Annotated in this window: 19 protein-coding genes and 1 tRNA gene; 15 read left to right on the forward strand and 5 right to left on the reverse strand. The window is 71.1% G+C overall.

Features of this window, described 5'->3' with window-relative positions; all coding sequences use genetic code 11:
- Positions 1-16: 16 nt before the first annotated feature.
- The gene (locus tag RUMESO_RS24305; RefSeq protein ID WP_037281026.1) at positions 17-190 is read right to left on the reverse strand and encodes a DUF1328 domain-containing protein; all 174 of its coding nucleotides are present in this window, start codon (positions 188-190) and stop codon (positions 17-19) included.
- Between the two features lie 134 nt (positions 191-324).
- Here RUMESO_RS24305 and RUMESO_RS13455 point away from each other — a divergent pair, with 134 nt between their 5' ends.
- On the forward strand, positions 325-1,311 hold the full coding sequence (locus RUMESO_RS13455; RefSeq protein ID WP_037281027.1) for a quinone oxidoreductase family protein: 987 nt from the start codon (positions 325-327) through the stop codon (positions 1,309-1,311).
- A 179-nt stretch (positions 1,312-1,490) separates the two neighbouring features.
- Here the strand turns inward: RUMESO_RS13455 and gltX are convergent, their stop codons facing one another.
- A complete protein-coding gene (gene gltX, locus RUMESO_RS13460; RefSeq protein ID WP_037281030.1) occupies positions 1,491-2,831 on the reverse strand; it encodes a glutamate--tRNA ligase in 1,341 nt (446 codons plus the stop codon).
- A gap of 102 nt (positions 2,832-2,933) precedes the next feature.
- On the opposite strand from gltX, the gene RUMESO_RS13465 reads away from it, so the two are divergent.
- The 5 genes from RUMESO_RS13465 (at position 2,934) to RUMESO_RS13485 (ending at position 9,356) form a co-directional block, all read left to right on the forward strand.
- Positions 2,934-3,326: a metallopeptidase family protein gene (locus RUMESO_RS13465; RefSeq protein ID WP_037281032.1), complete on the forward strand. Its 393-nt coding sequence runs from the start codon at positions 2,934-2,936 to the stop codon at positions 3,324-3,326.
- Positions 3,327-3,407: 81 nt separating this feature from the next.
- On the forward strand, positions 3,408-4,343 hold the full coding sequence (locus tag RUMESO_RS13470; RefSeq protein WP_037281034.1) for an MBL fold metallo-hydrolase: 936 nt from the start codon (positions 3,408-3,410) through the stop codon (positions 4,341-4,343).
- Positions 4,344-4,432: 89 nt separating this feature from the next.
- Entirely contained in the window at positions 4,433-5,380 is a 948-nt protein-coding gene (locus tag RUMESO_RS13475) for a 1-phosphofructokinase family hexose kinase (protein WP_037281036.1), read from the forward strand.
- Between the two features lie 531 nt (positions 5,381-5,911).
- A complete protein-coding gene (locus RUMESO_RS13480) occupies positions 5,912-7,630 on the forward strand; it encodes an MORN repeat-containing protein (RefSeq protein ID WP_425414907.1) in 1,719 nt (572 codons plus the stop codon).
- 163 nt (positions 7,631-7,793) lie between these two features.
- Complete coding sequence (locus tag RUMESO_RS13485; RefSeq protein ID WP_037281038.1) at positions 7,794-9,356, forward strand: 2-isopropylmalate synthase; 1,563 nt, start codon at positions 7,794-7,796, stop codon at positions 9,354-9,356.
- A gap of 39 nt (positions 9,357-9,395) precedes the next feature.
- Here RUMESO_RS13485 and RUMESO_RS13490 read toward each other — a convergent pair whose 3' ends face one another.
- Positions 9,396-10,709 carry a SulP family inorganic anion transporter gene (locus RUMESO_RS13490; protein WP_245639278.1) on the reverse strand — a complete coding sequence of 438 codons (1,314 nt, stop codon included), beginning with the start codon at positions 10,707-10,709 and terminating at the stop codon, positions 9,396-9,398.
- Between the two features lie 241 nt (positions 10,710-10,950).
- Here RUMESO_RS13490 and RUMESO_RS13495 point away from each other — a divergent pair, with 241 nt between their 5' ends.
- From RUMESO_RS13495 to RUMESO_RS13520, 6 genes are read left to right on the forward strand one after another with little or no spacing between them, the layout of a single operon-like run.
- Entirely contained in the window at positions 10,951-11,988 is a 1,038-nt protein-coding gene (locus RUMESO_RS13495; protein WP_037281039.1) for a rod shape-determining protein, read from the forward strand.
- Positions 11,989-12,004: 16 nt separating this feature from the next.
- Positions 12,005-12,991 carry a rod shape-determining protein MreC gene (gene mreC / locus RUMESO_RS13500; protein ID WP_082484041.1) on the forward strand — a complete coding sequence of 329 codons (987 nt, stop codon included), beginning with the start codon at positions 12,005-12,007 and terminating at the stop codon, positions 12,989-12,991.
- Positions 12,984-13,526 (forward strand): hypothetical protein, encoded by a 543-nt coding sequence (locus tag RUMESO_RS13505; RefSeq protein WP_037281041.1) that lies wholly within the window; start codon positions 12,984-12,986, stop codon positions 13,524-13,526. The genes mreC and RUMESO_RS13505 overlap by 8 nt, the downstream gene beginning before the upstream one ends.
- Complete coding sequence (gene mrdA / locus RUMESO_RS13510; protein ID WP_037281043.1) at positions 13,523-15,466, forward strand: penicillin-binding protein 2; 1,944 nt, start codon at positions 13,523-13,525, stop codon at positions 15,464-15,466. The genes RUMESO_RS13505 and mrdA overlap by 4 nt, the downstream gene beginning before the upstream one ends.
- A 10-nt stretch (positions 15,467-15,476) precedes the next feature.
- Entirely contained in the window at positions 15,477-16,616 is a 1,140-nt protein-coding gene (gene rodA, locus RUMESO_RS13515; protein ID WP_037281045.1) for a rod shape-determining protein RodA, read from the forward strand.
- Complete coding sequence (locus tag RUMESO_RS13520; protein WP_037281046.1) at positions 16,597-17,556, forward strand: NAD(P)-dependent oxidoreductase; 960 nt, start codon at positions 16,597-16,599, stop codon at positions 17,554-17,556. The genes rodA and RUMESO_RS13520 overlap by 20 nt, the downstream gene beginning before the upstream one ends.
- A gap of 141 nt (positions 17,557-17,697) precedes the next feature.
- On the opposite strand, the gene RUMESO_RS13525 is transcribed toward RUMESO_RS13520, so the two are convergent.
- Both RUMESO_RS13525 and RUMESO_RS13530 read right to left on the reverse strand, forming a co-directional pair.
- A complete protein-coding gene (locus RUMESO_RS13525; protein ID WP_037281048.1) occupies positions 17,698-18,447 on the reverse strand; it encodes a hypothetical protein in 750 nt (249 codons plus the stop codon).
- The gene (locus tag RUMESO_RS13530) at positions 18,440-19,003 is read right to left on the reverse strand and encodes a uracil-DNA glycosylase family protein (protein ID WP_037281059.1); all 564 of its coding nucleotides are present in this window, start codon (positions 19,001-19,003) and stop codon (positions 18,440-18,442) included. Before RUMESO_RS13530 ends, RUMESO_RS13525 begins: the two co-directional genes overlap by 8 nt.
- 112 nt (positions 19,004-19,115) lie before the next feature.
- Here RUMESO_RS13530 and RUMESO_RS13535 point away from each other — a divergent pair, with 112 nt between their 5' ends.
- The 3 genes from RUMESO_RS13535 to RUMESO_RS13545 all read left to right on the forward strand — a co-directional run bounded on the left by RUMESO_RS13535 (position 19,116) and on the right by RUMESO_RS13545 (position 21,474).
- The gene (locus tag RUMESO_RS13535) at positions 19,116-20,564 is read left to right on the forward strand and encodes a Na+/H+ antiporter NhaA (protein ID WP_082484045.1); all 1,449 of its coding nucleotides are present in this window, start codon (positions 19,116-19,118) and stop codon (positions 20,562-20,564) included.
- Positions 20,480-21,340 carry a 3-deoxy-8-phosphooctulonate synthase gene (gene kdsA / locus RUMESO_RS13540; RefSeq protein WP_051521320.1) on the forward strand — a complete coding sequence of 287 codons (861 nt, stop codon included), beginning with the start codon at positions 20,480-20,482 and terminating at the stop codon, positions 21,338-21,340. Before RUMESO_RS13535 ends, kdsA begins: the two co-directional genes overlap by 85 nt.
- Positions 21,341-21,399: 59 nt before the next feature.
- Positions 21,400-21,474 (forward strand) — tRNA-Gln (locus tag RUMESO_RS13545).
- The last annotated feature ends 342 nt before the right edge of the window (positions 21,475-21,816 follow it).

The raw sequence follows: 21,816 nt of genomic DNA on the forward strand, positions 1-21,816 counted from the left end.
GGTCGCGTCATCCGCGTCAGACCGGCGGGCGGCCCCGGATGGCGCGGGCGATCATCGCGATGACGAAGAGCGCGATGAACACGAAGAAGATGATCTGCGCGATCCCGGCCGAGGCGGAGGCGATGCCCCCGAAGCCGAAGAGGGCGGCGATCAGAGCGATCACAAGGAAGGTGATGGCCCATCCGAGCATGGTTGAACTCCTTTCGGAAACAGGCATTTGACTCTCAAACGCCGGCCTTCGCGCTCGGGTTCCGGCCGCCTCGCCCCTTCCGCTTCGCTTCGCGCGATGTAGGTTCACGGGCAACGCCGAATCCGGAGGACCCCATGGCCGCCACCGCCCGCACCGTCGTCATCCGCCAGCACGGCGGCCCCGAGGTCCTGGAGATCGAGGAGCGTCCCGTGGGCGAGCCCGGCCCCGGCGAGGTCCGAATCCGCCAGCACGCCATCGGCCTCAACTTCATCGACGTCTACCAGCGGTCGGGCACCTACAAGATGAACCTGCCCGCCGCCTTGGGGCAGGAGGGCGCGGGCGTCGTCGAGGCGGTGGGCGAGGGCGTGACCCACCTCGCCCCCGGCGACCGCGCGGCCTATGGCGGCGGCCCCGCCGGCGCCTATGCCGAGGTCCGCGTGATGCCCGCCGCATCGGTCGTCAGGCTGCCCGACGCCATCTCCTTCGAGGAGGCCGCCGCCGGCATCCTCAAGGGCCTGACGGTCCAGTTCCTGTTCCGCCGCACCGTCCCCATCGCGGCCGGCGACACGGTCCTCTTCCTCCCCGCCGCCGGGGGCGTCGGCCTGATCGCCTGCCAATGGGCGCGGTCCGAGGGCATCCGCCTCATCGCCGCCGCAGGCTCCCCGGAGAAGTGCCGGCTCGCCTTGGAGCATGGCGCCTCGGAGGCCATCGACTACCGCGCCACGCCGGATATCGCCGCCGAGGTGCGCCGCCTGACCGACGGCAAGGGCGTGGCCGTGGTCATGGACGGCGTGGGCAAGGACACGTTCGAGGCCTCGCTCGACAGCCTCCGCCCCCTCGGCATGATGATCTGCTTCGGCGCGGCCTCGGGCCCGGTGCCGCCCTTCGACATCCTGGGACTCTCGCGGCGCGGCTCGCTCAAGCTCACCCGGCCGACGATGTTCACCCACATCGCGGACCCGGAGGCACTGCGCGAGATGGCGGCGGACCTCTTCGGCAAGATGGAGAGCGGCGCGGTCAAGGTGCGCGTGGACCAGCGTTTCCCGCTCGATCGGGTGGCCGACGCGCACCGGGCGCTGGAGTCGCGCTCGACCACCGGCTCGACGGTGCTGGTCCCGTAGGTTGGGGTTTCACCCCACCACCCTCGGCGTCCTCCCGGGGGCGGTCCCGGCTGGAATCAGCCCCGTAGGGCGGGGTTCACCTCGCCATTCCCGGGGGGCCAATCGGCTGCTCGCGTGATGGCGGGGTGAACCCCGCCCTACGGCAAGCCTACTCCTGTCAGCGCCTTACAGGCTGATCCTCACGCTGCGTCTGAAGTTTCCGCCAGCGACGGCTTTACCTGCAGCAGCGGCATCACCGCCCCCATGTCCGGCCCCGCATCCCGCCCGGTCACAAGCCTCCGCAGCGGCTGGAACAGCCCCTTGCCCTTGCGCCCCGTCGCCTCCTTGAGCGCGGCGGTCCACTCGCCCCAAGTCGCCTCCGAGTAGGGCGGCTCGGGCAGGCGGCGCAGCGCCTCCTCGACGAAGTCCCGGTCTTCGGGCGCGGCGGTGCCGGCGTGGCCCTCGGATAGCACCCGCCACCACTCCGCGATCTCCGACTCCTTGGCCACGTTCTCGTGCAGCGCCGCCCAGAACCCCGCCTGCAGCCCCTCCGGCACGCCCGCCCGAGCCAGCGCCGGCGCCACCGCCTCGACCGGCTTGTGGGCGATGACCCGCTGCGTCAGCGGCCAGAGGTCCTCGGCGTCGAACTTCGTCGGCGCCGCGCCGAAGCTGCCCAGCCGGAACCCGTCCACCACCTCCTGCACGGAGGACCGTAGCTCCACCGGGTCCGACGACCCGAGCCGCGCCATCAGCGACAGCACCGCCATCGGCTCCACCCCCTGCGCCCGCAGGTCCCGCAGCGACAGCGTCCCAAGCCGCTTCGACAGCCCCTCCCCCTGCGGCCCCGTCAGCAGCGAGTGGTGCGCGAACCTCGGCGGCTCCGCGCCCAGCGCGCGGATGATCTGGATCTGCGTCGCCGTGTTGGTGACGTGGTCCGCCCCCCGTACGATGTCCGTGACCCCCATCTCCGCGTCGTCCACCGAGGACGCGAAGGTGTAGAGCCACTGCCCGTCCTCCTTCTGGATCACCGGGTCCGACACGCTCTCCGCGTCGATGGAGATCGGCCCGAGGATGCCGTCCTCCCATTCGATCCGGCCGGGATCGAGGAGGAAGCGCCAATGCGACGGCCTCTCCTGGCGCAGCTTCGCCTTCTCCTCCTCGCTCAGGCGCAGCGCCGAACGGTCATAGACCGGCGGCTTGCCCATGGAGAGCTGCTTCTTCCGCTTGAGGTCCAGCTCGGTCGAGGTCTCGAAGCACTCGTAGACCCGCCCGCCCTCGATCAGCCGCCGCTTGGCCTCCTCGTAGCGGTCGGTCCGCAGCGACTGCCGCTCCTCCCGGTCCCAGGTGAAGCCCAGCCACGACAGGTCCTCCTTGAGGCCCTGCACGTACTCCTCCCTGGACCGCACCGGGTCGGTGTCGTCGATCCGCAGGATGAAGGTCCCGCCGGCCTGTCGGGCGATCGCGTAGTTGAACAGCGCCGCGCGCAGGTTGCCGATGTGGATCCAGCCGGTGGGCGAGGGGGCGAAGCGGGTGACGGTCATGGTCGGGGTCCTTCGAAGGCCCCGCTGCCCTTCCACAGACGCCCCGCTTTGTCCAGACGACGGCCCTTTCCCCCGCGCGGCGATGGCGCCATATCAGCGCGCATGGACTATATTGCCCCCAGCCTCGACGAGATCGAGGAGCTCGCCCGCGAGACCGTCGCCAACCTCCCCCCCGCCTTCCGCGAGACCGCGCAGGCCGTCCTGATCCGCGTCGCCGACTTCGCCTCGGACGAGATCCTCGAGGAGATGGAGATGGAGCCCTTCGACCTGACGGGCCTCTACGACGGCGTCCCCATGACCGAGAAGTCGAACTGGGACGTGCCCCACGGCCCCGACACCGTCTGGCTCTTCCGCCGCCCGATCCTCGACGAATGGGCCGAGCGCGGGGACGTCACCATCGCCGACCTCGTGGCCCACGTCACGATCCACGAATTCGCCCACCACTTCGGCTGGTCCGACGACGACATCGCCGCCATCGATCAGTGGTGGCACTGAGCGCGCCTGAACAATCCCTGTGCGTGGCCGGCGGCTGAGGACGCGCTAGCTGCCGCGCGTCACACCATCAGGGACGCCGCCATGAAGCTCACCCGACGCCACGCCCTCCTCGCCGCCTCCGCCCTGCCCTTCGCCGCGCCGGCGCTGCTCCGCGCCCGGCCCGCGCTCGCGCAGGACAGCCATGGCGCCGCCTCGGCCGCGCCGCCCTTCCCGCTGCATCAGGTCTTCAACCTCGGCGACCTGAAGGTCACGACGCTGATGGCCGGGGCGGGGCAGCAGGAGAACCCGCATTCCATCTTCGGCCTCAACGTGGACGACGCCACGTTCCAGCAGGTCTCCGAGGAGAACTTCATTCCCGCCGACCGCACGGTGGGGTTCTTCCTCCCCACCTTCGTCGACACGGGGAACGAGCAGATCATCTTCGACACCGGCATGATGGCGGGCGGCACCGTCGCCGCCTTGCAGGACGCGGGGCTGTCCCCCGCCGACGTCACCCATGTCGTCCTGACCCACATGCACCCCGACCACATCTCGGGCCTCACCGACGACGCGGGGCAGCCGACCTTCCCGAACGCGGCCTATGTCTCGGGCCAGGTCGAGTTCGACGCCTGGGCCGCGATGAACGACGAGACCTTCGAGGCCAAGGTCCGCCCCTTCCAGGACAGGATGACCTTCGTGAAGGAGGGCGACGCCGTGGCCCCCGGCATCACCGCCATGGAGACCTTCGGCCATACCCCCGGCCACATGAGCTTCATGCTGGACAGCGGCGGCCGCCAGCTCCTCGTCAACGGCGACGTGGTGAACCACTACGTCTGGTCCATGCAGCACCCCGACTGGGAGGTGCTCTACGACTCAGACAAGGCCATGGCCGCCGAGACGCGCCGCAGGGTCCTGGGGATGCTCGCGCAGGAGCGCATCGCGATGCAGGGCTACCATATGCCCGCGCCGGGCGTAGGCTTCATCGAGACGCGGGACGACGGCTTCCGCTGGGTCCCCGCGACCTACCAGTTCGTCTGAGGCCAAGGTGGGCCGCGCCCGCCGCCCGCGCGCCTTGCAACCGGCGAAGGCCCCCCGGCATGGTCCCCGCGACTTCTGCGGGGACTCCCATGCGCGACATCCTGACCGTCACCCTGAACCCGGCGCTCGACCTCGCCACCTCGGTGGACAGCGTCGTGTCCGGCGTGAAGCTCCGCTGCGGCCCGCCCCGCACCGACCCCGGCGGCGGCGGCATCAACGTCTCGCGCGCGATCAAGCTGCTGGGCGGCAGCTCCCGCTGCCTCGTGGCCCTGTCGGGCCGCAACGGCGAGACGCTCGCGGACCTCCTCCGCGGGGCGGGCATCGACCTCATCACCCACCCCGCCCCCGGCGAGACGCGGTCCTCCCTCTCCGTCCGCGACGAGCACCGGGGCGAGCAGTACCGCTTCATGCTCCCCGGCCCGCCCTGGTCCCCCTTCGACGTCATCGAGGCCGAGCGCGCCATCGTCGAGGCCGCCCAGCCCGGCGGCCTGGTAGTCATCTCGGGCACCATGCCCCCGGGGGTGCTGCCCGACCTCATCCCCGACCTCTGCGGCAAGGTCCGCGCCAAGGGCGGCGAGGTCGTCGTGGACACCTCCGGCCCCGCGCTGCACCTCGTGGCGCGGGGCAAGGGGCCCGCGCCCGACTTCCTGCGCATGAACCAGGAGGAGGCGGACGACCTCGCCGGGCGCAGGCTGATCGACCTCGGGGACAGCGCCGACTTCGCCCAGAGCCTCGTCCGGCGCGGCGTCGCCAAGGTCGTGATCGTGGCGCGCGGGCCGGAGGGGTCCGTGCTCGCCACCGACGGGAGCCGCTTCCACTCCCGCGCGGCCGACGTGCCGGTCCGCAGCAAGGTGGGCGCCGGCGACACCTTCGTGGGCTCCTTCACGCTGGCCGTCGCCCAGGGCCTTCCCCTCGACGAGGCGCTCCGCCGCGGCGTGGCCGGCGCCTCGGCGGCGGTGATGACCGAAGGCACCGCCCTCTGCCGCCGCGAGGACGTGGAGCGGCTTATGGAGGTCTGCCCGACCGTCGCGATCTGAGAGACGGCCACGCCGAATCGAAAGGACGCTTGAGGTCCGCCCCGCAGGGTGCGCCCTCGCACGCGCCGCGCCGGCAAGACGGTGCCAGCGCCCTATCGGCTGCGCGTCGGCGGCACCGATTCGGGCGGGTGGATGGCGAGGGCAAGCGCGCGCGCCACGGGGGCCACGCAACACCCTCGCGTGGGAACTTGTCCCGCGGTGTCAGAGACTTGCCCGACGGGTGTTGCGTCGCCCCGGGGGGCACCGAACGCCCGGTTCACCATTCGTTAACCTCCCGCGCGCACCCTGGTCCGCAGCAAGGGGGCACCCCCCCACCCAGACCCCAAGCGACGAGCGCCCCGCAGGCAGACCCCTCCCGGACGAGGAGGACCGCCATGGGTCGTCAGGAGAAGAGAGATGATGCCAGCACCCTGCCCCGCCGCGCCGGAGCCACGCCGACCCGAGCCCGCCCCCTTCGGGCCGCCATGTTGTCACACCCGCCCCCAGCGGATAGTCTGCCGCTCCGGGGACAGGATCAGCGGGGCGACCACCGTGCGGGGCATCGGCACCTTCTTGGCAGCGGCGCTCGTCGCCACCGGCGCGGTTGCGCAGTCGGTCGAGACCAAGCAGTACGAGGACGGCGGCATCTACGAGGGCCAGTTCCTCAATGGCCGCCAGCACGGACAGGGCACCTACCGCCTGCCCAACGGCTACGAATACACCGGCGAGTGGTTCGAGGGCGAGATCCGGGGCCAAGGCCGCGCCACGTTCCCCAACGGCTCGGTCTACGAGGGCAGCTTCGCCCACGGCAAGCCCGAGGGTCAGGGCAAGATCACCTTCCCCGACGGCGGCACCTACGAAGGCGACTGGGCCGACGGCCAGATCACCGGCACCGGCGTCGCCACCTACGCCAATGGCGTGCGCTACGAGGGCGGGTTCCAGGCCGGCCAGCATCAGGGCCAGGGCACCATGACCTCGCCCGACGGCACCGTCTACCAGGGCGCCTGGGTGAAGGGCGTCAAGGACGGCCAGGGCAGGATCACCTACCCCGACGGCTCCACCTACGAGGGGACCTTCGCGAACGGCGAGCGCGACGGGACGGGCACGCTGACCATGCCCGACGGCCTGACCTACACGGGCGACTGGGTGCAGGGCCGCATCGAGGGCCAGGGCAAGCTCACGCAGGCCAACGGCGACACCTACGAGGGCGCCTTCGTCGCCGGCCAGCGCGAGGGGCAAGGGACCGCGACCTACGCCAACGGCGACACCTACGTCGGCACCTTCCACGACGACCTCCGCGACGGGGAGGGCACCTTCACCGGCGAGGACGGCTACAAGTACGAGGGCACCTGGGTCGCCGGCAAGATCGAAGGCACCGGCACCGCGACCTACCCCGACGGCTCGGTCTACGCGGGCCCCTTCCGCGACGACCTCGCCGACACGACGCGGGACTGCCGGCCCGGGGCCGCCGCCGAACCGGCCAGCGCCACGCCCCCGGCCCCCGACGCGCCGGCCGAAGCCGCCCCGCCAGCCTCCGCCACCGAGGCCACGCCGGACGCCGACGCGGCCACGCCGGCCCAGGACGCCGCCTGCTCCTTCGTCCCCGGCAAGATCACCTACGCCGACGGCTCGACCTACGAGGGCGAGTGGACGGAAGGCCGGATCGAGGGCACGGGCACCGCGACCTACGCCAACGGCATGGTCTACGAGGGCGAGTTCCTGGACGCCCGCAACCACGGCCACGGCCGGATGACCTACCCGGACGGCTACGTCTACGAGGGCGACTGGGTGGACGGCCAGCGCGACGGCCAGGGCACCGCGACCTATGCCGACGGCACCGTCTACGTCGGCGGCTTCAAGGCCGGCCAGCGCGACGGCCAGGGCAGGATCACCATGCCCGACGGCTTCGCCTACGAGGGCGAGTGGGCGAACGGCCAGATCAGCGGCCGGGGGGTCGCGACCTACGCCAACGGCGACCGCTACGAGGGCCAGTTCGCCGATGGCCGCCGCGAGGGCGAGGGCACGATGACCTACGCCTCCGGCCAGGTCGAGCAGGGCCAGTGGAAGGACGGCGCCCTCGTCACCGATGCCGCCGCGCCGGCCGCGACCCCGGCCGAAGCCCCCACCGACCAGCCCGCGCCCGATCAGTCGGCACCGCCCGAGGCCGCCGCGCCCGACGTCGCCCCGGACCAGACCCCGGCGACCGAGGAGGCCGCCCCGGCTCCGGAGGCCAGCGGGGACCCGGTCCCGGACTCCGCCCCGTCCGAGTGAGGCGGCAATCCCCCTTTTCCCCCGCGTCGGATGCCGCTATGTCTCCGCCCATGACGACGCGCGCCCTCCTCCTTCTCCTTAGCCGCCTCTGAGCGGGCCTTTCGGCGCGCCGCTCGGAGGGGTCCTCGGCGCCGAGAGAGGAGAAAACCAAGGGAATTCCGTCATGCCCCAGACCGACCGCGTCAAGATCTTCGACACCACCCTGCGCGACGGCGAGCAATCGCCCGGCGCCACCATGACCCACGAGGAAAAGCTGGAGATCGCCCAGCTCCTCGACGAGATGGGCGTGGACATCATCGAGGCCGGCTTCCCCATCGCCTCCGAGGGCGACTTCCGCGCCGTCTCCGAGATCGCCAAGGCCACGAGGAACGCCAGCGTCTGCGGCCTCGCCCGTGCCAACTTCAAGGACATCGACCGCTGCTGGGAGGCGGTGCGGCACGCCAAGGCGCCCCGCATCCACACCTTCATCGGCACCTCGCCTCTCCACCGCGCCATCCCCAACCTGGACATGGACCAGATGGCCGAGCGCATCCACGAGACGGTGACCCACGCCCGCAACCTCTGCGAGGACGTGCAGTGGTCGCCCATGGACGCCACGCGAACGGAGCATGACTACCTTTGCCGCGTGGTCGAGATCGCCATCAAGGCGGGCGCCACCACCATCAACATCCCCGACACCGTGGGCTACACCGCCCCGCGCGAAAGCGCCGCGCTGATCCGGATGCTGCTGGAGCGGGTGCCGGGCGCCGACGCGATCACCTTCGCGACCCACTGCCACAACGACCTCGGCATGGCGACGGCCAACTCGCTGGCGGCGGTGGAGGCCGGGGCGCGCCAGGTCGAATGCACGATCAACGGCCTGGGCGAGCGGGCGGGCAACACGGCCTTGGAGGAGGTCGTGATGGCCCTCAAGGTCAGGCACGACATCATGCCCTACAGGACGGGCATCGACACGACCAAGATCATGAACGTCTCGCGTCGGGTCGCGACGGTGTCGGGCTTCCCGGTCCAGTTCAACAAGGCCATCGTCGGCAAGAACGCCTTCGCGCACGAATCGGGCATCCACCAGGACGGTATGCTCAAGAACGCCGAGACCTTCGAGATCATGCGCCCGCAGGACGTGGGGCTGAGCGAGACGAACCTCGTCATGGGCAAGCATTCGGGCCGCGCCGCGCTGCGGTCCAAGCTGCGCGAACTGGGCTTCGACCTCGCCGACAACCAGCTCAACGACGTGTTCGTGCGCTTCAAGGACCTCGCCGACCGCAAGAAGGAGGTCTTCGACGAGGACCTGATCGCGCTGGTCACCCAGAACGACGCGAGCGCCGACCGCCTGAAGCTCAAGCACCTGCGCGTCGTCTGCGGGACCGAGGGGCCGCAGACCGCCGACCTCACTATGGAGATCGACGGCGAGGAGAAGAAGGTCACCGCGACCGGCGACGGCCCGGTGGACGCGACCTTCAACGCGGTCCGGACGCTCTTCCCCCACGGCGCGACGCTGCAGGTCTATCAGGTCGCCGCCGTGACCGAGGGGACGGACGCGCAGGCCACCGTCTCCGTCCGGCTGGAGGAGCAGGGCCGCATCGCCACCGGCCAGTCGGCCGACACGGACACCGTGGTCGCCAGCGCCAAGGCCTACATCAACGCGATCAACCGCCTCCTCGTGCGGCGCGAGAAGTCGGCGCCGGGCGACGACACCAAGACGGTCAGCTACCGCGACGCGGGCTGATCCCACGCAACGGAGCGCCCCGAGGGGCGCTCCACTTGCCTAGAGATGCACGTCCGGCGCGGCCTCCTCAGGCCCGGGCGAGTCGGGCTCGGCCCGATGCCCCGGCCGGTGCCGCCAGGCCCGGATGACCAGCCCCAGCGCCACGCCCGTCCCGATGGCCACCGTCAGGTCCACCGCGACCGTCAGCACCAGCGTCACGAGCAGCAGCGCCCGCTCGGGCCAGGGATTGCGCCAGTAGGACGGCCAGCGGCGCGGCTCGGCCATGTTCCAGGCCGTGATCATCAGGAGCCCCGCGAGCGCCGGCATCGCCAGCCGCGCGGCCAGGGGCGCCGCGAGCATCATCACGATCAGCACGACGACCGCATGGATCATCCCCGCGACCGGCGTCTTGCCCCCGGCCCGGACGTTGGTGGCCGTCCGCGCGATGGCCCCCGTCGCCGGCAAGCCTCCGAACAGCGCGGAGCCGAGGTTCGCCGCCCCCTGCGCAATGAGCTCCGCGTTCGCCCGGTGCCGCCCTTGGATCAGGCGGTCGGCCACGGTCGCGGAGAGGAGCGACTCGATCCCCGCGAGGAAGGCGATGATGAAGGCGGAAGGGAGCAGCTCCCCGATCCGCGACAGGTCGGGCACCTGCGGCGCGGGCAGCGTCGAAGGCAGCGCTCCGAAGCGGTCGCCCAGGGTCTCCACCCCCGGCAGCAGAGCGGCGAGAACCGATCCCAGCGCCAGCGCGACGATGAGCCCCGGCAGCCGGGGCGCGAGCCAGCGCAGCAGCACGATCATCGCGATGGTGAAGAGGCCCACGACCAGCGCCGGCCCGTTCAGCGTGTCCCGAGCGGCCCAGAGCGCCGGCAGCTTCTCCAGCAGGTCCGCCGGGTCGTGGGCGAGGTGGAGCCCGAACAGGTCCTTGAGCTGGCTCCCCGCGATGATCGCCGCGATGCCGATGGTGAAGCCCTCGACCACCGCGCCCGGCACCAGCGCCATCAGCGCCCCAGCCCGCAGCAGCCCCGCGAGCACGAGGATCACCCCGGCCAGGAAGGTCGCCGCGACCAGCCCGTCGAGCCCGTGGGCCGTGACCACCCCCGCCACGACGACGATGAAGGCGCCGGTCGGCCCGCCGATCTGGACCCGGCTCCCTCCCAAGGCCGAGATCAGGAACCCGGCGACCACGGCGGTGACGAGGCCGGTCCCGGGCGGCGCGCCCGAGGCGATGGCGATGGCGAGGGAGAGCGGGATCGCCACCATGGCGACGGTGATCCCGGCGAGGACGTCGGCGCGCATCTGGGCGGCGTCGTACCCCTGGAGGGTCGTGACGATTTTCGGTTGCTGGAGCATGATAGCCTGGGCGGGGCGTCCCATGCCCCGCGCCTTCATCATGGGGATGCAGGGGGCGCCGGGTCAACACCTCTCACGAGGCCTGCGGCCATGCGCCTCACGCATATCGACGAAACGGCCACGGACGCCCCGCGCCGCATCGCGGCGGAAAGGCGCCAAACGATGCCGTGATCCGCCCTTTCGCCGGAACCCCCATGTGCCTATAAGCGCGGCGGCCCCATGCGGACGCGCGGGGGCCCTAGGGGACAACGACAACGGAGCGGCCATGTTCGGCTTGGGTAGCCTTTTCTCGTCCGACATGGCGATCGACCTGGGGACGGCCAACACGCTCGTCTACATCAAGGGTCGCGGCATCGTCCTCTCCGAGCCCTCGGTCGTGGCCTACCACGTCAAGGACGGCCAGAAGAAGGTGCTCGCGGTCGGCGAGGACGCCAAGCTCATGCTCGGCCGCACCCCCGGCTCCATCGAGGCGATCCGGCCCATGCGCGAAGGCGTCATCGCCGACTTCGACGTGGCCGAGGAGATGATAAAGCACTTCATCCGCAAGGCGCATCGCCGCTCGGGCTTCTCCAAGCCCAAGATCATCGTCTGCGTGCCCCATGGCGCCACTCCGGTCGAGAAGCGGGCGATCCGCCAGTCGGTCCTCTCCGCCGGCGCCCGCCGCGCGGGCCTGATCGCCGAGCCCATCGCGGCGGCCATCGGGGCGGGGATGCCGATCACCGATCCCACCGGCAACATGGTCGTCGACATCGGCGGCGGCACCACCGAGGTCGCGGTCCTCAGCCTCGGCGACATCGTCTATGCCCGCTCGGTCCGGGTCGGCGGCGACCGCATGGACGAGGCGGTCATCTCCTACCTGCGCCGCCAGCACAACCTTCTCGTCGGCGAGTCGACGGCAGAGCGCATCAAGACCTCCATCGGCACGGCGCGGATGCCCGATGACGGGCGCGGCCAGACCATGATGATCCGGGGCCGCGACCTCCTCAACGGCGTCCCCAAGGAGACCGAGATCTCCCAGGCCCAGATCGCCGAGGCGCTGGCCGAGCCCGTGCAGCAGATCTGCGAGGCGGTGATGAGCGCGCTGGAGGCGACGCCCCCCGACCTCGCCGCCGACATCGTGGACCGGGGCGTCATGCTCACCGGCGGCGGCGCGCTGCTGGGCGAGCTCGACCTCGCGCTGCGCGAGCAGACGGGCCTCGCCATCTCGGTCGCGGACGAGAGCCTGAACTGCGTGGCGCTGGGGACCGGCAAGGCCCTTGAATACGAAAAGCAGCTCCGCCACGTCATCGACTACGACAGCTAGGTAGATCGGGGGCCTCATGGCCAGGGACCGGGATCGCGGCGAGGAGTTCGCGAGGCCGCTGCGTCGCCTGCTGGTGACGCTTCTCGTGCTCGCCTGCTTCGCGCTGTTCCTCGTCTGGCGCATCGACTCCCCGCGCGTGGAGCGGATGCGGTCGCAGGTCGAGGATGCCATCGTGCCCCGGCTCGACTGGATGATGGCGCCGGTCACCGGCCTCGTTCAGCTCGCCGGCGACTTCCGCAGCTACCAGCGCATCCACGAGCAGAACCTGGAGCTGCGGCGCGAGCTCCAGCAGATGTCGGTCTGGCGCGAGGCGGCCCTGCGGCTGGAGCAGGAGAACGCCAAGCTCCGCGACCTCAACAACGTCTCGCTCGACCCCGCGCTGACCTACATCACCGGCACGGTGATGGCGGATTCGGGGAGCCCCTTCCGCCAGTCGGTGCTCCTCAACGTGGGAGGCCGCGATGGCATCGTCGACGGCTGGCCGACCATGGACGGGATCGGCCTCGTGGGCCGGGTCTCGGGCGTGGGCCAGACGACGAGCCGGGTGATCCTGCTCACCGACACCTCGAGCCGCATCCCCGTGGTCATCCAGCCCTCGGGCCAGAAGGCGATCCTCACGGGCGACAACTCGGCCTATCCCCTCCTCGACTTCATCGAGGACCGCGACGCGGTGCGGCCCGGGGACCGCGTGGTGACGGCCGGCGACGGCCACCTCTTCCCGGCCGACCTCTTCGTCGGCCGCGTGGCGCAGGGCACGGACGGGCGGCTCCGCCTCCGCCTCGCCGCCGACTACGAGAGGCTGGAGTTCGTCCGCGTCCTCCGCAGCCGCATGGTCGAATCCATCTCGGACCCGGGCGGCCTGATCGTCCCCGTCACCGGCATCGAGAACCCGCCGCCCCAGGACGAAGGCGCCGGCTTCATCGGGCCTCCGCCCCCGCCCGGCATCCTGGCCGGCACCTCGGCCGCCCCCGCCACGCCGCCCGAGGGGGTGCCCAGTGACTGACGGGCGCCTCGGAACCGGGGCCTGGTCCGCCCGGATCGCCTATCTCGCGCTGGCCTTCGTGCTGCTGGCGGCGCCGCTCCTGCCGCTCAACACGGTGCCGCGCAGCTATGGCGCCCCCGATATCCTGCTGGCGGCCACGGCGGCCTGGGCGGCGCGGCGGCCGGACACCCTGCCGGCCCTCGTGGTCGCGGGCGTGTTCCTCCTCGCCGACTTCCTGTTCCATAGGCCGCCGGGCCTCTACGCGGCGCTGGTCCTGATGATGACCGAGAGCCTCCGCCGCCGTTCGCCCCGGCTGCGAAGGGGCTCGTTCCTGGTGGAGTGGCTCACCGTCGCGGTCTGGATCGCGGCAATCGGCCTCGCGAGCTACCTGATCCTCGCGTTGTTGATGATCCCGCAGGCGGCGATCCGGTATACTCTGGTGCAGACCGTCCTGACGATCGCGCTATATCCCGTCGTCGCGGGGGTGGCGCACGTGGCGCTGGGCCTCAGGCGGCCCGCGCAGGGCGAGGTGGACGCATTGGGGCACAGGCTATGAAGCGGCAGCGCAACGAGAGCTCCGAGGTCTGGCCGCGCATGACGCGGCGGGCGGTCCTGCTCGGCACCGCCCAGGTCGGGCTCATGGGCGTGCTGGGCTGGCGCATGAAGGCGCTCCAGATCGACCAGGCCGACCAGTTCGCCCTGCTGGCCGAGGAGAACCGCGTCAACATGCGGCTGATCCCGCCGTCGCGCGGCCTGATCTTCGACCGAAACGGCATCCCGCTCGCCACCAACGAGCCCGTCTACCGCATCGTCATCGTGCGCGAGGCCGCCGGCGAGCCCGAGGAGGCGCTCGCGCGCCTGTCGCGGGTCATGGTGCTCGACCCCGAGGACATCCAGGGCAGCCTCGAGGAGATGGAGCGCGTGGCCTCCTTCGTGCCCGTGACGGTGAAGGACCGCGTGACCTGGGACGACGTGGCGCGGGTGACGGCGAACGCCCCTGCCCTGCCCGGCATCACCGCCGAGGTGGGCCTCTCGCGCAACTACCCCGCCGGTCCCGACACCGCGCATATCGTGGGCTACGTGGGGCCGGTCAGCGACTACGACCTGTCGCTGATGGAGGATCCCGACCCGCTGTTCCAGATCCCCAAGTTCCAGTTCGGCAAGACCGGCGTCGAGGCGAAGTACGAGGAGCAACTCCGCGGCAAGGCCGGGGCCCAGCGGATCGAGGTCAACTCCCTGGGCCGCGTCATGCGCGAGATCTCGCGCGAGGAGGGCATCCCCGGCACCGACCTCCAGCTCACCATCGATGCGGACCTCCAGGCCTACGTGGAGGCGCGGATGGAGGGCGAGAGCGCCGCCTGCGTGGTGATCGACTGCGCCTCGGGCGACCTCCTGGCCGTGGGCAACGCGCCCTCCTTCGACCCAAACCTCTTCGTGCGCGGCATCTCGGTCCCCGACTGGACCGCGCTCAACGAGAACAAGTACCGCCCGCTCTCGGCCAAGGCGGTGCAGGGCGCCTACCCGCCGGGCTCCACCTTCAAGATCGTGACCGGCCTCGCCGCGCTGGAGGCCGGGGTGATCGCTCCGGAGGAGACCGTCTACTGCGCGGGCGTCACCGACATCTCGGGCATCAAGTTCCACTGCTGGAAGAAGGGCGGCCACGGCAACGTCGACTACAACGACAGCCTGAAATACTCCTGCGACTGCTACTACTACGAGGTCGGCCAGAGGGTCGGCATCGACGCGATCTCGGCCATGGCCAAGAAGCTGGGCGTCGGCGTCAGGCCCGACATCCCGATGTCGGCGGTGGCCGAGGGGATCGCCCCCGACGGGGCCTGGAAGCTCGCGCTGTTCAACGACGTCTGGCGGGTCGGCGACACGGTGAACGCCTCCATCGGCCAAGGCTACGTCCTCGCCACGCCGCTCCAGCTCGCCGTGATGACGGCGCGCGTGGCCACCGGGCGCGAGGTCATGCCGCGCCTCGTCAAGTCCATCGACGGGGTCGAGCAGCCCTCGGGCGCGGGCGGGCCCCTCGGCATCAACGAGAACTCGCTCCGCCGGGCCCGCGCCTCGATGTTCGACGTGGTGAACCACGCGCGCGGCACGGCCCACAGGTCGCAGATCATGACGCCCGGCATGGAGATGGCGGGCAAGACCGGCACCAGCCAGGTCCGCCGCATCACCCCGGAGGAGCGGGCCCGCGGCGTCACCTCGAACGCGGACCTTCCCTGGGAACGCCGCGACCACGCGCTCTGGGTGGACTTCGCGCCCTACGACAACCCCCGCGTCGCGGTCTGCGTGGTGGTGGAGCACGGCAGCGGCGGCTCGACGGCGGCGGCGCCCATCGGGCGGGACGTGACGCTCCAGGCTCTCTACAACGGATTCCCGCCGCTCGACGCCTATCCCTCGGACCAGCGCGAGACGGCGGGCGAGATGCAGGCGCGGGTTCGCGCGCTGCTGGCCGGGCGGTCCCGGCCGACCCTGCAACGGGCCTGAGGAGGCACGGGTGAGCTACCTCGAATACCAGGTCAAGTACGTTCCCGCGGGGCTGAAGAAGCTCCTCTACATCAACTGGCCGCTCGTCCTCCTCATCACCGCCGTGTCCTGCATGGGCTTCATCATGCTCTACTCGGTGTCCGGCGGCCGGATGGAGGTCTGGGCCGAGCCGCAGATGCAGCGGTTCGCGGCGGGGATGGTGGCGATGATCCTGATCGCCATGGTGCCCATCGGCTTCTGGCGCGGCATCTCTTGGCTGGCCTACCTGGGCTCCGTCGGCCTCCTCGTGCTGGTGCTGTTCATCGGGGAGGTCGGCAAGGGCGCGCAGCGCTGGCTCGACGTGGGGCCGGTGGAGATCCAGCCCTCCGAGATCGCCAAGATCGCGCTCGTGATGGCGCTGGCCGCCTACTACGACTGGCTGCCGCCCCGGCGCGTGTCGAACCCGATCTGGATCATCCCGCCGGTCCTCCTGATCCTGATCCCCGTCGCCCTGGTGCTGAAGCAGCCGAACCTCGGGACGGCGGCCCTGATCCTCGGGACCGGGGGCGCGGTGATGTGGTGCGCCGGCGTCCACTGGGCCTACTTCGGCACCGTGTTCGGCGCCGTGGGCGGCGCGGTCTACGCCGTCTTCGAGGTGCGCGGCACGCCCTGGCAGTTCCTCCACGACTACCAGTATTCGCGCATCGACACCTTCCTCGACCCCTCCCGCGACCCGCTGGGCGAGGGCTACAACATCACGCAGGCGACCATCGCGCTGGGCTCGGGCGGCTTCGCGGGCAAGGGCTTCATGCAGGGCACGCAGTCGCGCCTCAACTTCCTGCCCGAGAAGCACACCGACTTCATCCTGAACACCCTGGCCGAGGAGTTCGGCTTCCTCGGCTCCTTCACGCTCCTCGCGCTCTACGGCCTGATCCTGGCCTTCCTCTTCCACGCCGCCATGAGCTGCCGGGACCGCTTCTCCTCGCTGCTCATCACCGGGATCGGGGCGACGTTCTTCCTGCTGTTCTGCGTGAACATGCTGATGGTGATGGGCCTCGCGCCCGTGGTGGGCGTGCCGCTGCCGCTGATGAGCTACGGGGGCTCGGCCATGATGGTGCTCCTCGCCGCCTTCGGCCTCGTCCAGAGCGCCTATGTCCACAGACCAAGATAGATCGGGCCCCGTCAAGGTCCTCTTCGCCGCTCGGGACAAGGACTGGGAGGACTACCGCGAGGTCCTGCCCCGGGCCCTGGCCGAGGCGGGCGTGAACGCCGACCTCTCCTGCGACCACCCGCCCCAAGAGGTCGACTGGATCGTCTACGCCCCCGGCGGGACCCTCTCGGACTTCTCGCCCTACGCCCGTGCCAAGGGCGTCCTGAGCCTCTGGGCCGGGGTGGAGCGGATCGTCGGCAACCCGACCCTGACCCAGCCGCTGGCGCGCATGGTGGATAGCGGGCTGCGGCAGGGGATGGTGGAATGGGTCGTCGGCCAGGCGCTCCGCCACCACCTCGGCCTCGACCGGCACGTCCTCCACCAGGACGGCGTCTGGCGGCACGAGGCGCCGAAGCTCGCCACCGACCGGCCCGTGACGGTGCTGGGGCTCGGGGAGCTAGGCCTAGCCTGCGCCCTCGCGCTCGCGGCTCTCGGCTTCCCCGTGACCGGCTGGAGCCGCCGACCGACCGAGGAGCCGCGCCTCGCCCGCACCCTCTCCGGGGCGGATGGCCTCGCGGAGGCGCTGCGGGGCGCCGAGATCGTGGTCCTCCTCCTGCCGCTCACGCCCGACACCGAGAACCTGATGGACGCAGACCGCCTCGCCCTCCCCGCGCGCGGCTTCGTCCTCCTCAACCCCGGGCGCGGCGCCCTGATCGACGATGCGGCGCTCCTCGCGGCGCTCGATTCGGGACAGGTCGGCCACGCCACGCTCGACGTGTTCCGGCAGGAGCCCCTGCCCCCCGACCATCCCTTCTGGGCGCATCCCCGGGTGACGGTCACGCCCCACATCGCCGCCGAGACCCGGCCCGCCACCGCCGCCCGCGTGATCGCCGAGAACGTCCGCCGGGGCGAGGCCGGAGAGCCGCTCCTCTACCTCGTGGACCGGGGCGCGGGCTACTAGGAGGCGCGCCGGCACGATCCGCGCGGCGCCATTTCTTGGCGCCGTGGCCGCCGCCGTTAACGGTTTCTCAACCATTCTCGGGCAGGGTGATCCTGTCCCTGGGTCGCCGCCCGGCGGGGTAGGGGAAGTTGCGCCCGGCCCCTACCGCAGCCTCGGTGGCCCCGTCGGCGTCTCGGTCGGGTCCTCCATGTCGAAGCGCAGCCCCACCTTGGCGATCCTCTCGATCACCGGATCTCCCTCCGCGAGGAAGGTCACGTCGAGCCGCAGGTCCTCGGCCCCCGACAGCGCCACCGCCGCGTTGATCCCGCCCGCCAGCGGCTCCTCGGACCCCGGCCGCGCGCCGACGAAGGCCAGCAGATGTCCGCGCGACCCGTCCGACCAGTCCACGGCCGCGAGCCACGCCGCCCGCGCCAGCCCCTCCCCCTGCGCGAGCCGCCGGTCCAGCGTCGTCAGGAGAGACGTCGGCAGCCCCTTGGGCGGATGCAGCGCGACAGGCCGGGCCTCGACCCGAGACGGCTCCCCGGCGAGGTTCCGGGCCAGCCAGTCCAGCGCCTCGGGCGCGACCATCAGCGGGTCGGCCAATCCGTCGAGGTGCAGCGCTACCCCGACCCCCTGCCCCTCCAGCATCTGCGCGAGGGCCAGTCCCGAGAGCGTCGCCGTCGGCCTCGGCGCCCCGCCCGCGAAACCCGAGATGCTGTCATGCGCGACGACATGGGGCACGTCGCCCGCCTCCACCGTCTCGGGCGTCACGTCCTCGCCCTCGACCTCGCCCTGGAGGGGCAGCACGAGCTCGGCCCCGGACAGGACCTCGTAGAGCCGCAGCCGCGCCACGTCGTCCTCGGGACGCGACAGGAACAGCCGCGCCGCGCGGGCCAGAGAGGTCTCAGCCATTCAGCACCTCCCGCACCCGGGCGCGGAGGGCCGGCAGGACCTCCTCTCCGAACCAGGGGTTCTTCTTGAGCCACGAGGTATTCCGCCACGACGGATGCGGCAGCACGAAGAGGCCCGGCGCGTGGTCTCGCCAAGCCCGCACCCTCTCCGTCACGCCGCCCTTGCCCAGGTGCCAGGCCTGCGCCGTCCCGCCGATCACCAGCGTCGTCTCGATCCCCGGCAGCGCCGCCATGGCTTCGTCCCGCCAGGTCCGGGCGCAGATCGCCGGCGGCGGGATGTCCGACCCGCTCGCGTCGTAGCCCGGAAAGCAGAAGCCCATCGGCACGATGGCGATGCGGTCGCGGTCGTAGAACTCCTCGTGCGACACGCCCATCCACTCCCGCAGCCGGTCGCCCGAGGGGTCGAGGAACGGCGTCCCCGACTCGTGCGCCCGCGCGCCGGGCGCCTGCGAGGCGATCAGCAGCCGCGCCCCGGGCCGGAACCAGACCACGGGCTTCGGCGCGTGCCGCGTCGCGGTCACGGCGAAGCGTGGCGCGCAGAGGCGGCAGGCCGCGATCCGCTCCCAGACCGGGGCCTCGGCCCTCCCGCATCCGGGAGCAGCATACGGTTTCGGTTGCCCCAGCACAGGCCGCCCCCTAACTGGACCGGGCGCCGCCTCGGAGGACATCGTGTATCGCGTCTGGGATTTCGTCAGCACCTACTCGCTCCTGATGATCGGGGGCGCGATCCTTGCCCTGATCTGGGCCAACGTCGATCCCCACGCCTATCACGCCGTCGTGGACTGGACGATCCTGGCGGGCGGCCCCATCGGCGAGCCCACCTACGCCCCGGACGGCAGCGTCGCAACCCGGACGCTGACGCTCCACTTCCTCGTCAACGACATCCTGATGGCCTTCTTCTTCGCCGTCGCCGCCAAGGAGGTCTGGGAGGCCATGGTGCTCGAGCAGGGCAGCCTGCGCGGGAAGTCCGCCTTCGTGCCGGTCCTCTCGGCCGTGGGCGGCATGGCGGGGCCGGTCGTCGTCTACCTGCTCCTCGCCGCGCTGCTCGGCTCCGAGACCTACGACGCCGTCGCCCATGGCTGGGCCGTGCCCACGGCGACCGACATCGCCTTCTCCTACATCGTCGCGCGGATCATCTTCGGCGCAGGCCACCCGGCGGTGAGGTTCCTCCTGCTCCTGGCCATCGTGGACGACGCGCTGGGACTCCTCATCATCGCGGTCTTCTACCCGAAGGGCGACGTGGCGCCGGAATGGCTCCTCCTCAGCCTTGGCGCGGCTCTCGCGGCCTACGTCCTCTTCAACTGGCTGCCGCGGTTCCTCGACCGGGGGAACGAGGTCCAGCCGAACGCCACGTGGATGCGCCGCAACCTGTCCTTCTGGCCCTACCTCCTCGCAGGGGCGGTGAGCTGGTTCGGCTTCCAGGAGGCGGGCCTGCACCCGGCGCTGGGGCTCCTGCCGATCATCCCGACCATGCCGCACGCCGACCGGGGCTTCGGCATCTACGCCGAGGCCGAGCAGCACCTGACCGACATCCTCAACAGGTTCGAGCACGCGCTGAAGGTGCCGGTCGAGTGGATCCTGTTCCTGTTCGGCCTGCTCAACGCGGGGGTGGAGCTCAACTCGGTCGGCACGCCCACCTGGCTGATCCTGACGGGCCTGCTGATCGGCAAGCCGGTCGGCATCTTCCTGGCCGGTTGGATCGGGGCGCGCGGCCTGCGGCTCGGCCTCTCGCGCGGGATGGACTTCCGCGACCTGCTGGTCGTCGGCTTCGTGGCGGCCATCGGCTTCACCGTCGCGCTGTTCGTCGCGGGGGTGGCCTTCTCGCCCGAGGCGACGCTGGCCGGCCATCCGATCCAGGAGGCCGCCAAGCTCGGTGCGCTCTTCAGCGTGCTGGCGGCTCCGATCGCCTGGGTGGTCGCGCGGATGACCGGCGTGCGCCGGCAGATGGGAGAGCGAATGCCGCTGCCGCACACCCCGGCGTGGACGGGGCCGCCCGGGCAGGCTAGAGGGGAACCCCGAAGGAGAACCCGACCATGCCCGAGCCCAGCACCCCGGCCCCGCAGCGCGAAGTGCGTGTCCGCGACCTCGTCTTCGGCAACGACCGCCCGCTCGTGGTGATCGCCGGACCTTGCCAGCTCGAGGGGCGCGACCACGCGCTCCGCATCGCCGAGGCGATGGCCGGCATCTGCGGCAGGCACGGGGCGGCCTATATGTTCAAGGCGAGCTACGACAAGGCGAATCGGACCTCGCTCCAGGGCAGGCGCGGCCTCGGCATGGAGGAAGGCCTGCGCATCCTCGCCGACGTCCGCGCTTCGGTCGGCTGCCCGACCCTCACCGACATCCACGGCCCCGACCACTGCGCCCCGGCGGCCGAGGCCTGCGACATCCTCCAAATCCCGGCGTTCCTCTGCCGCCAGACCGACCTCCTCCTCGCGGCCGGGGCGACGGGGGCCGCGATCAACGTCAAGAAGGGGCAGTTCCTCGCCCCCTGGGACATGGCCAACGTCGCCCAGAAGATCGAGAGCACCGGGAACGACCGCATCCTCCTGACCGAGCGGGGCGTGTCCTTCGGCTACAACACCCTGGTGACGGACATGCGATCGCTCCCCATCATGGCGCGCACGGGCTACCCGGTGGTGATGGATGCGACGCACTCGGTCCAGCAGCCGGGCGGCCAGGGGACCTCCTCGGGCGGCCAGCGCGAGTTCGCCCCGGTCATGGCCCGCGCCGCCGTCTCGCTGGGAATCGCCGCCGTGTTCATCGAGACGCACGAGGACCCGGACCGCGCCCCCTCGGACGGCCCGAACATGATCCCGCTCGACCGGATGGAGGCCTTGGTGGCCTCGCTGATGGCCTTCGACCGGCTGGCCAAGTCCGATCCGCTGAGGGTGTGAGCAAGTGCGAAATGGGGGTTGAACCCCCCCGTCGCACCCGTTATCTCCCCCCGCACTGCTGGGGCGTCGCCAAGTGGTAAGGCAGCGGTTTTTGGTACCGCCATTCCTAGGTTCGAATCCTAGCGCCCCAGCCAGTATCTTCTTTTCTCGTAATATCAGTGACTTACCCGAGAGCCGGATGTGCTCTGTGTAGCACGTCGGTGTGTGCTCCACATGCAACACCGCGCGAGGTGAGTCGGAGTTAGCTAACAGGCGACGTATAGTTGAAGGCGAAGAGGACGGCGGTCGAGGCGTTCCCGTATGACGCGGAAGTTTGGAGTCTGCCAATGCCTCAATCGATGGTTGATTTGTGCTCAGGGCTTAGAACGGCGTTGTTGCACAACCCTGTGGCGGGTGCTCGCGTAGGGACCCGTGGCGCCTATCTGGGCACTCATGAGCAAGCCGTCTCCCGCCCGCTATCGCACGACGAACTGGCC

This window comes from Rubellimicrobium mesophilum DSM 19309, from assembly GCF_000600335.2.
In the GTDB taxonomy this organism is placed as follows: Bacteria; Pseudomonadota; Alphaproteobacteria; order Rhodobacterales; family Rhodobacteraceae; genus Rubellimicrobium; species Rubellimicrobium mesophilum.

Coding starts and splice junctions, on each gene's coding strand:
- RUMESO_RS13490 (WP_245639278.1), bottom strand. CDS start 10,709: ATGGGACGCCCCGCCCAGGCTATCATGCTCCAGCAACCGAAAATCGTC.
- RUMESO_RS13485 (WP_037281038.1), top strand. CDS start 7,794: ATGCCCCAGACCGACCGCGTCAAGATCTTCGACACCACCCTGCGCGAC.
- RUMESO_RS13455 (WP_037281027.1), top strand. CDS start 325: ATGGCCGCCACCGCCCGCACCGTCGTCATCCGCCAGCACGGCGGCCCC.
- RUMESO_RS13525 (WP_037281048.1), bottom strand. CDS start 18,447: ATGGCTGAGACCTCTCTGGCCCGCGCGGCGCGGCTGTTCCTGTCGCGT.
- mrdA (WP_037281043.1), top strand. CDS start 13,523: ATGAAGCGGCAGCGCAACGAGAGCTCCGAGGTCTGGCCGCGCATGACG.
- RUMESO_RS13465 (WP_037281032.1), top strand. CDS start 2,934: ATGGACTATATTGCCCCCAGCCTCGACGAGATCGAGGAGCTCGCCCGC.
- RUMESO_RS24305 (WP_037281026.1), bottom strand. CDS start 190: ATGCTCGGATGGGCCATCACCTTCCTTGTGATCGCTCTGATCGCCGCC.
- kdsA (WP_051521320.1), top strand. CDS start 20,480: ATGCCCGAGCCCAGCACCCCGGCCCCGCAGCGCGAAGTGCGTGTCCGC.
- RUMESO_RS13520 (WP_037281046.1), top strand. CDS start 16,597: ATGTCCACAGACCAAGATAGATCGGGCCCCGTCAAGGTCCTCTTCGCC.
- mreC (WP_082484041.1), top strand. CDS start 12,005: ATGGCCAGGGACCGGGATCGCGGCGAGGAGTTCGCGAGGCCGCTGCGT.
- gltX (WP_037281030.1), bottom strand. CDS start 2,831: ATGACCGTCACCCGCTTCGCCCCCTCGCCCACCGGCTGGATCCACATC.
- RUMESO_RS13475 (WP_037281036.1), top strand. CDS start 4,433: ATGCGCGACATCCTGACCGTCACCCTGAACCCGGCGCTCGACCTCGCC.
- RUMESO_RS13495 (WP_037281039.1), top strand. CDS start 10,951: ATGTTCGGCTTGGGTAGCCTTTTCTCGTCCGACATGGCGATCGACCTG.
- RUMESO_RS13470 (WP_037281034.1), top strand. CDS start 3,408: ATGAAGCTCACCCGACGCCACGCCCTCCTCGCCGCCTCCGCCCTGCCC.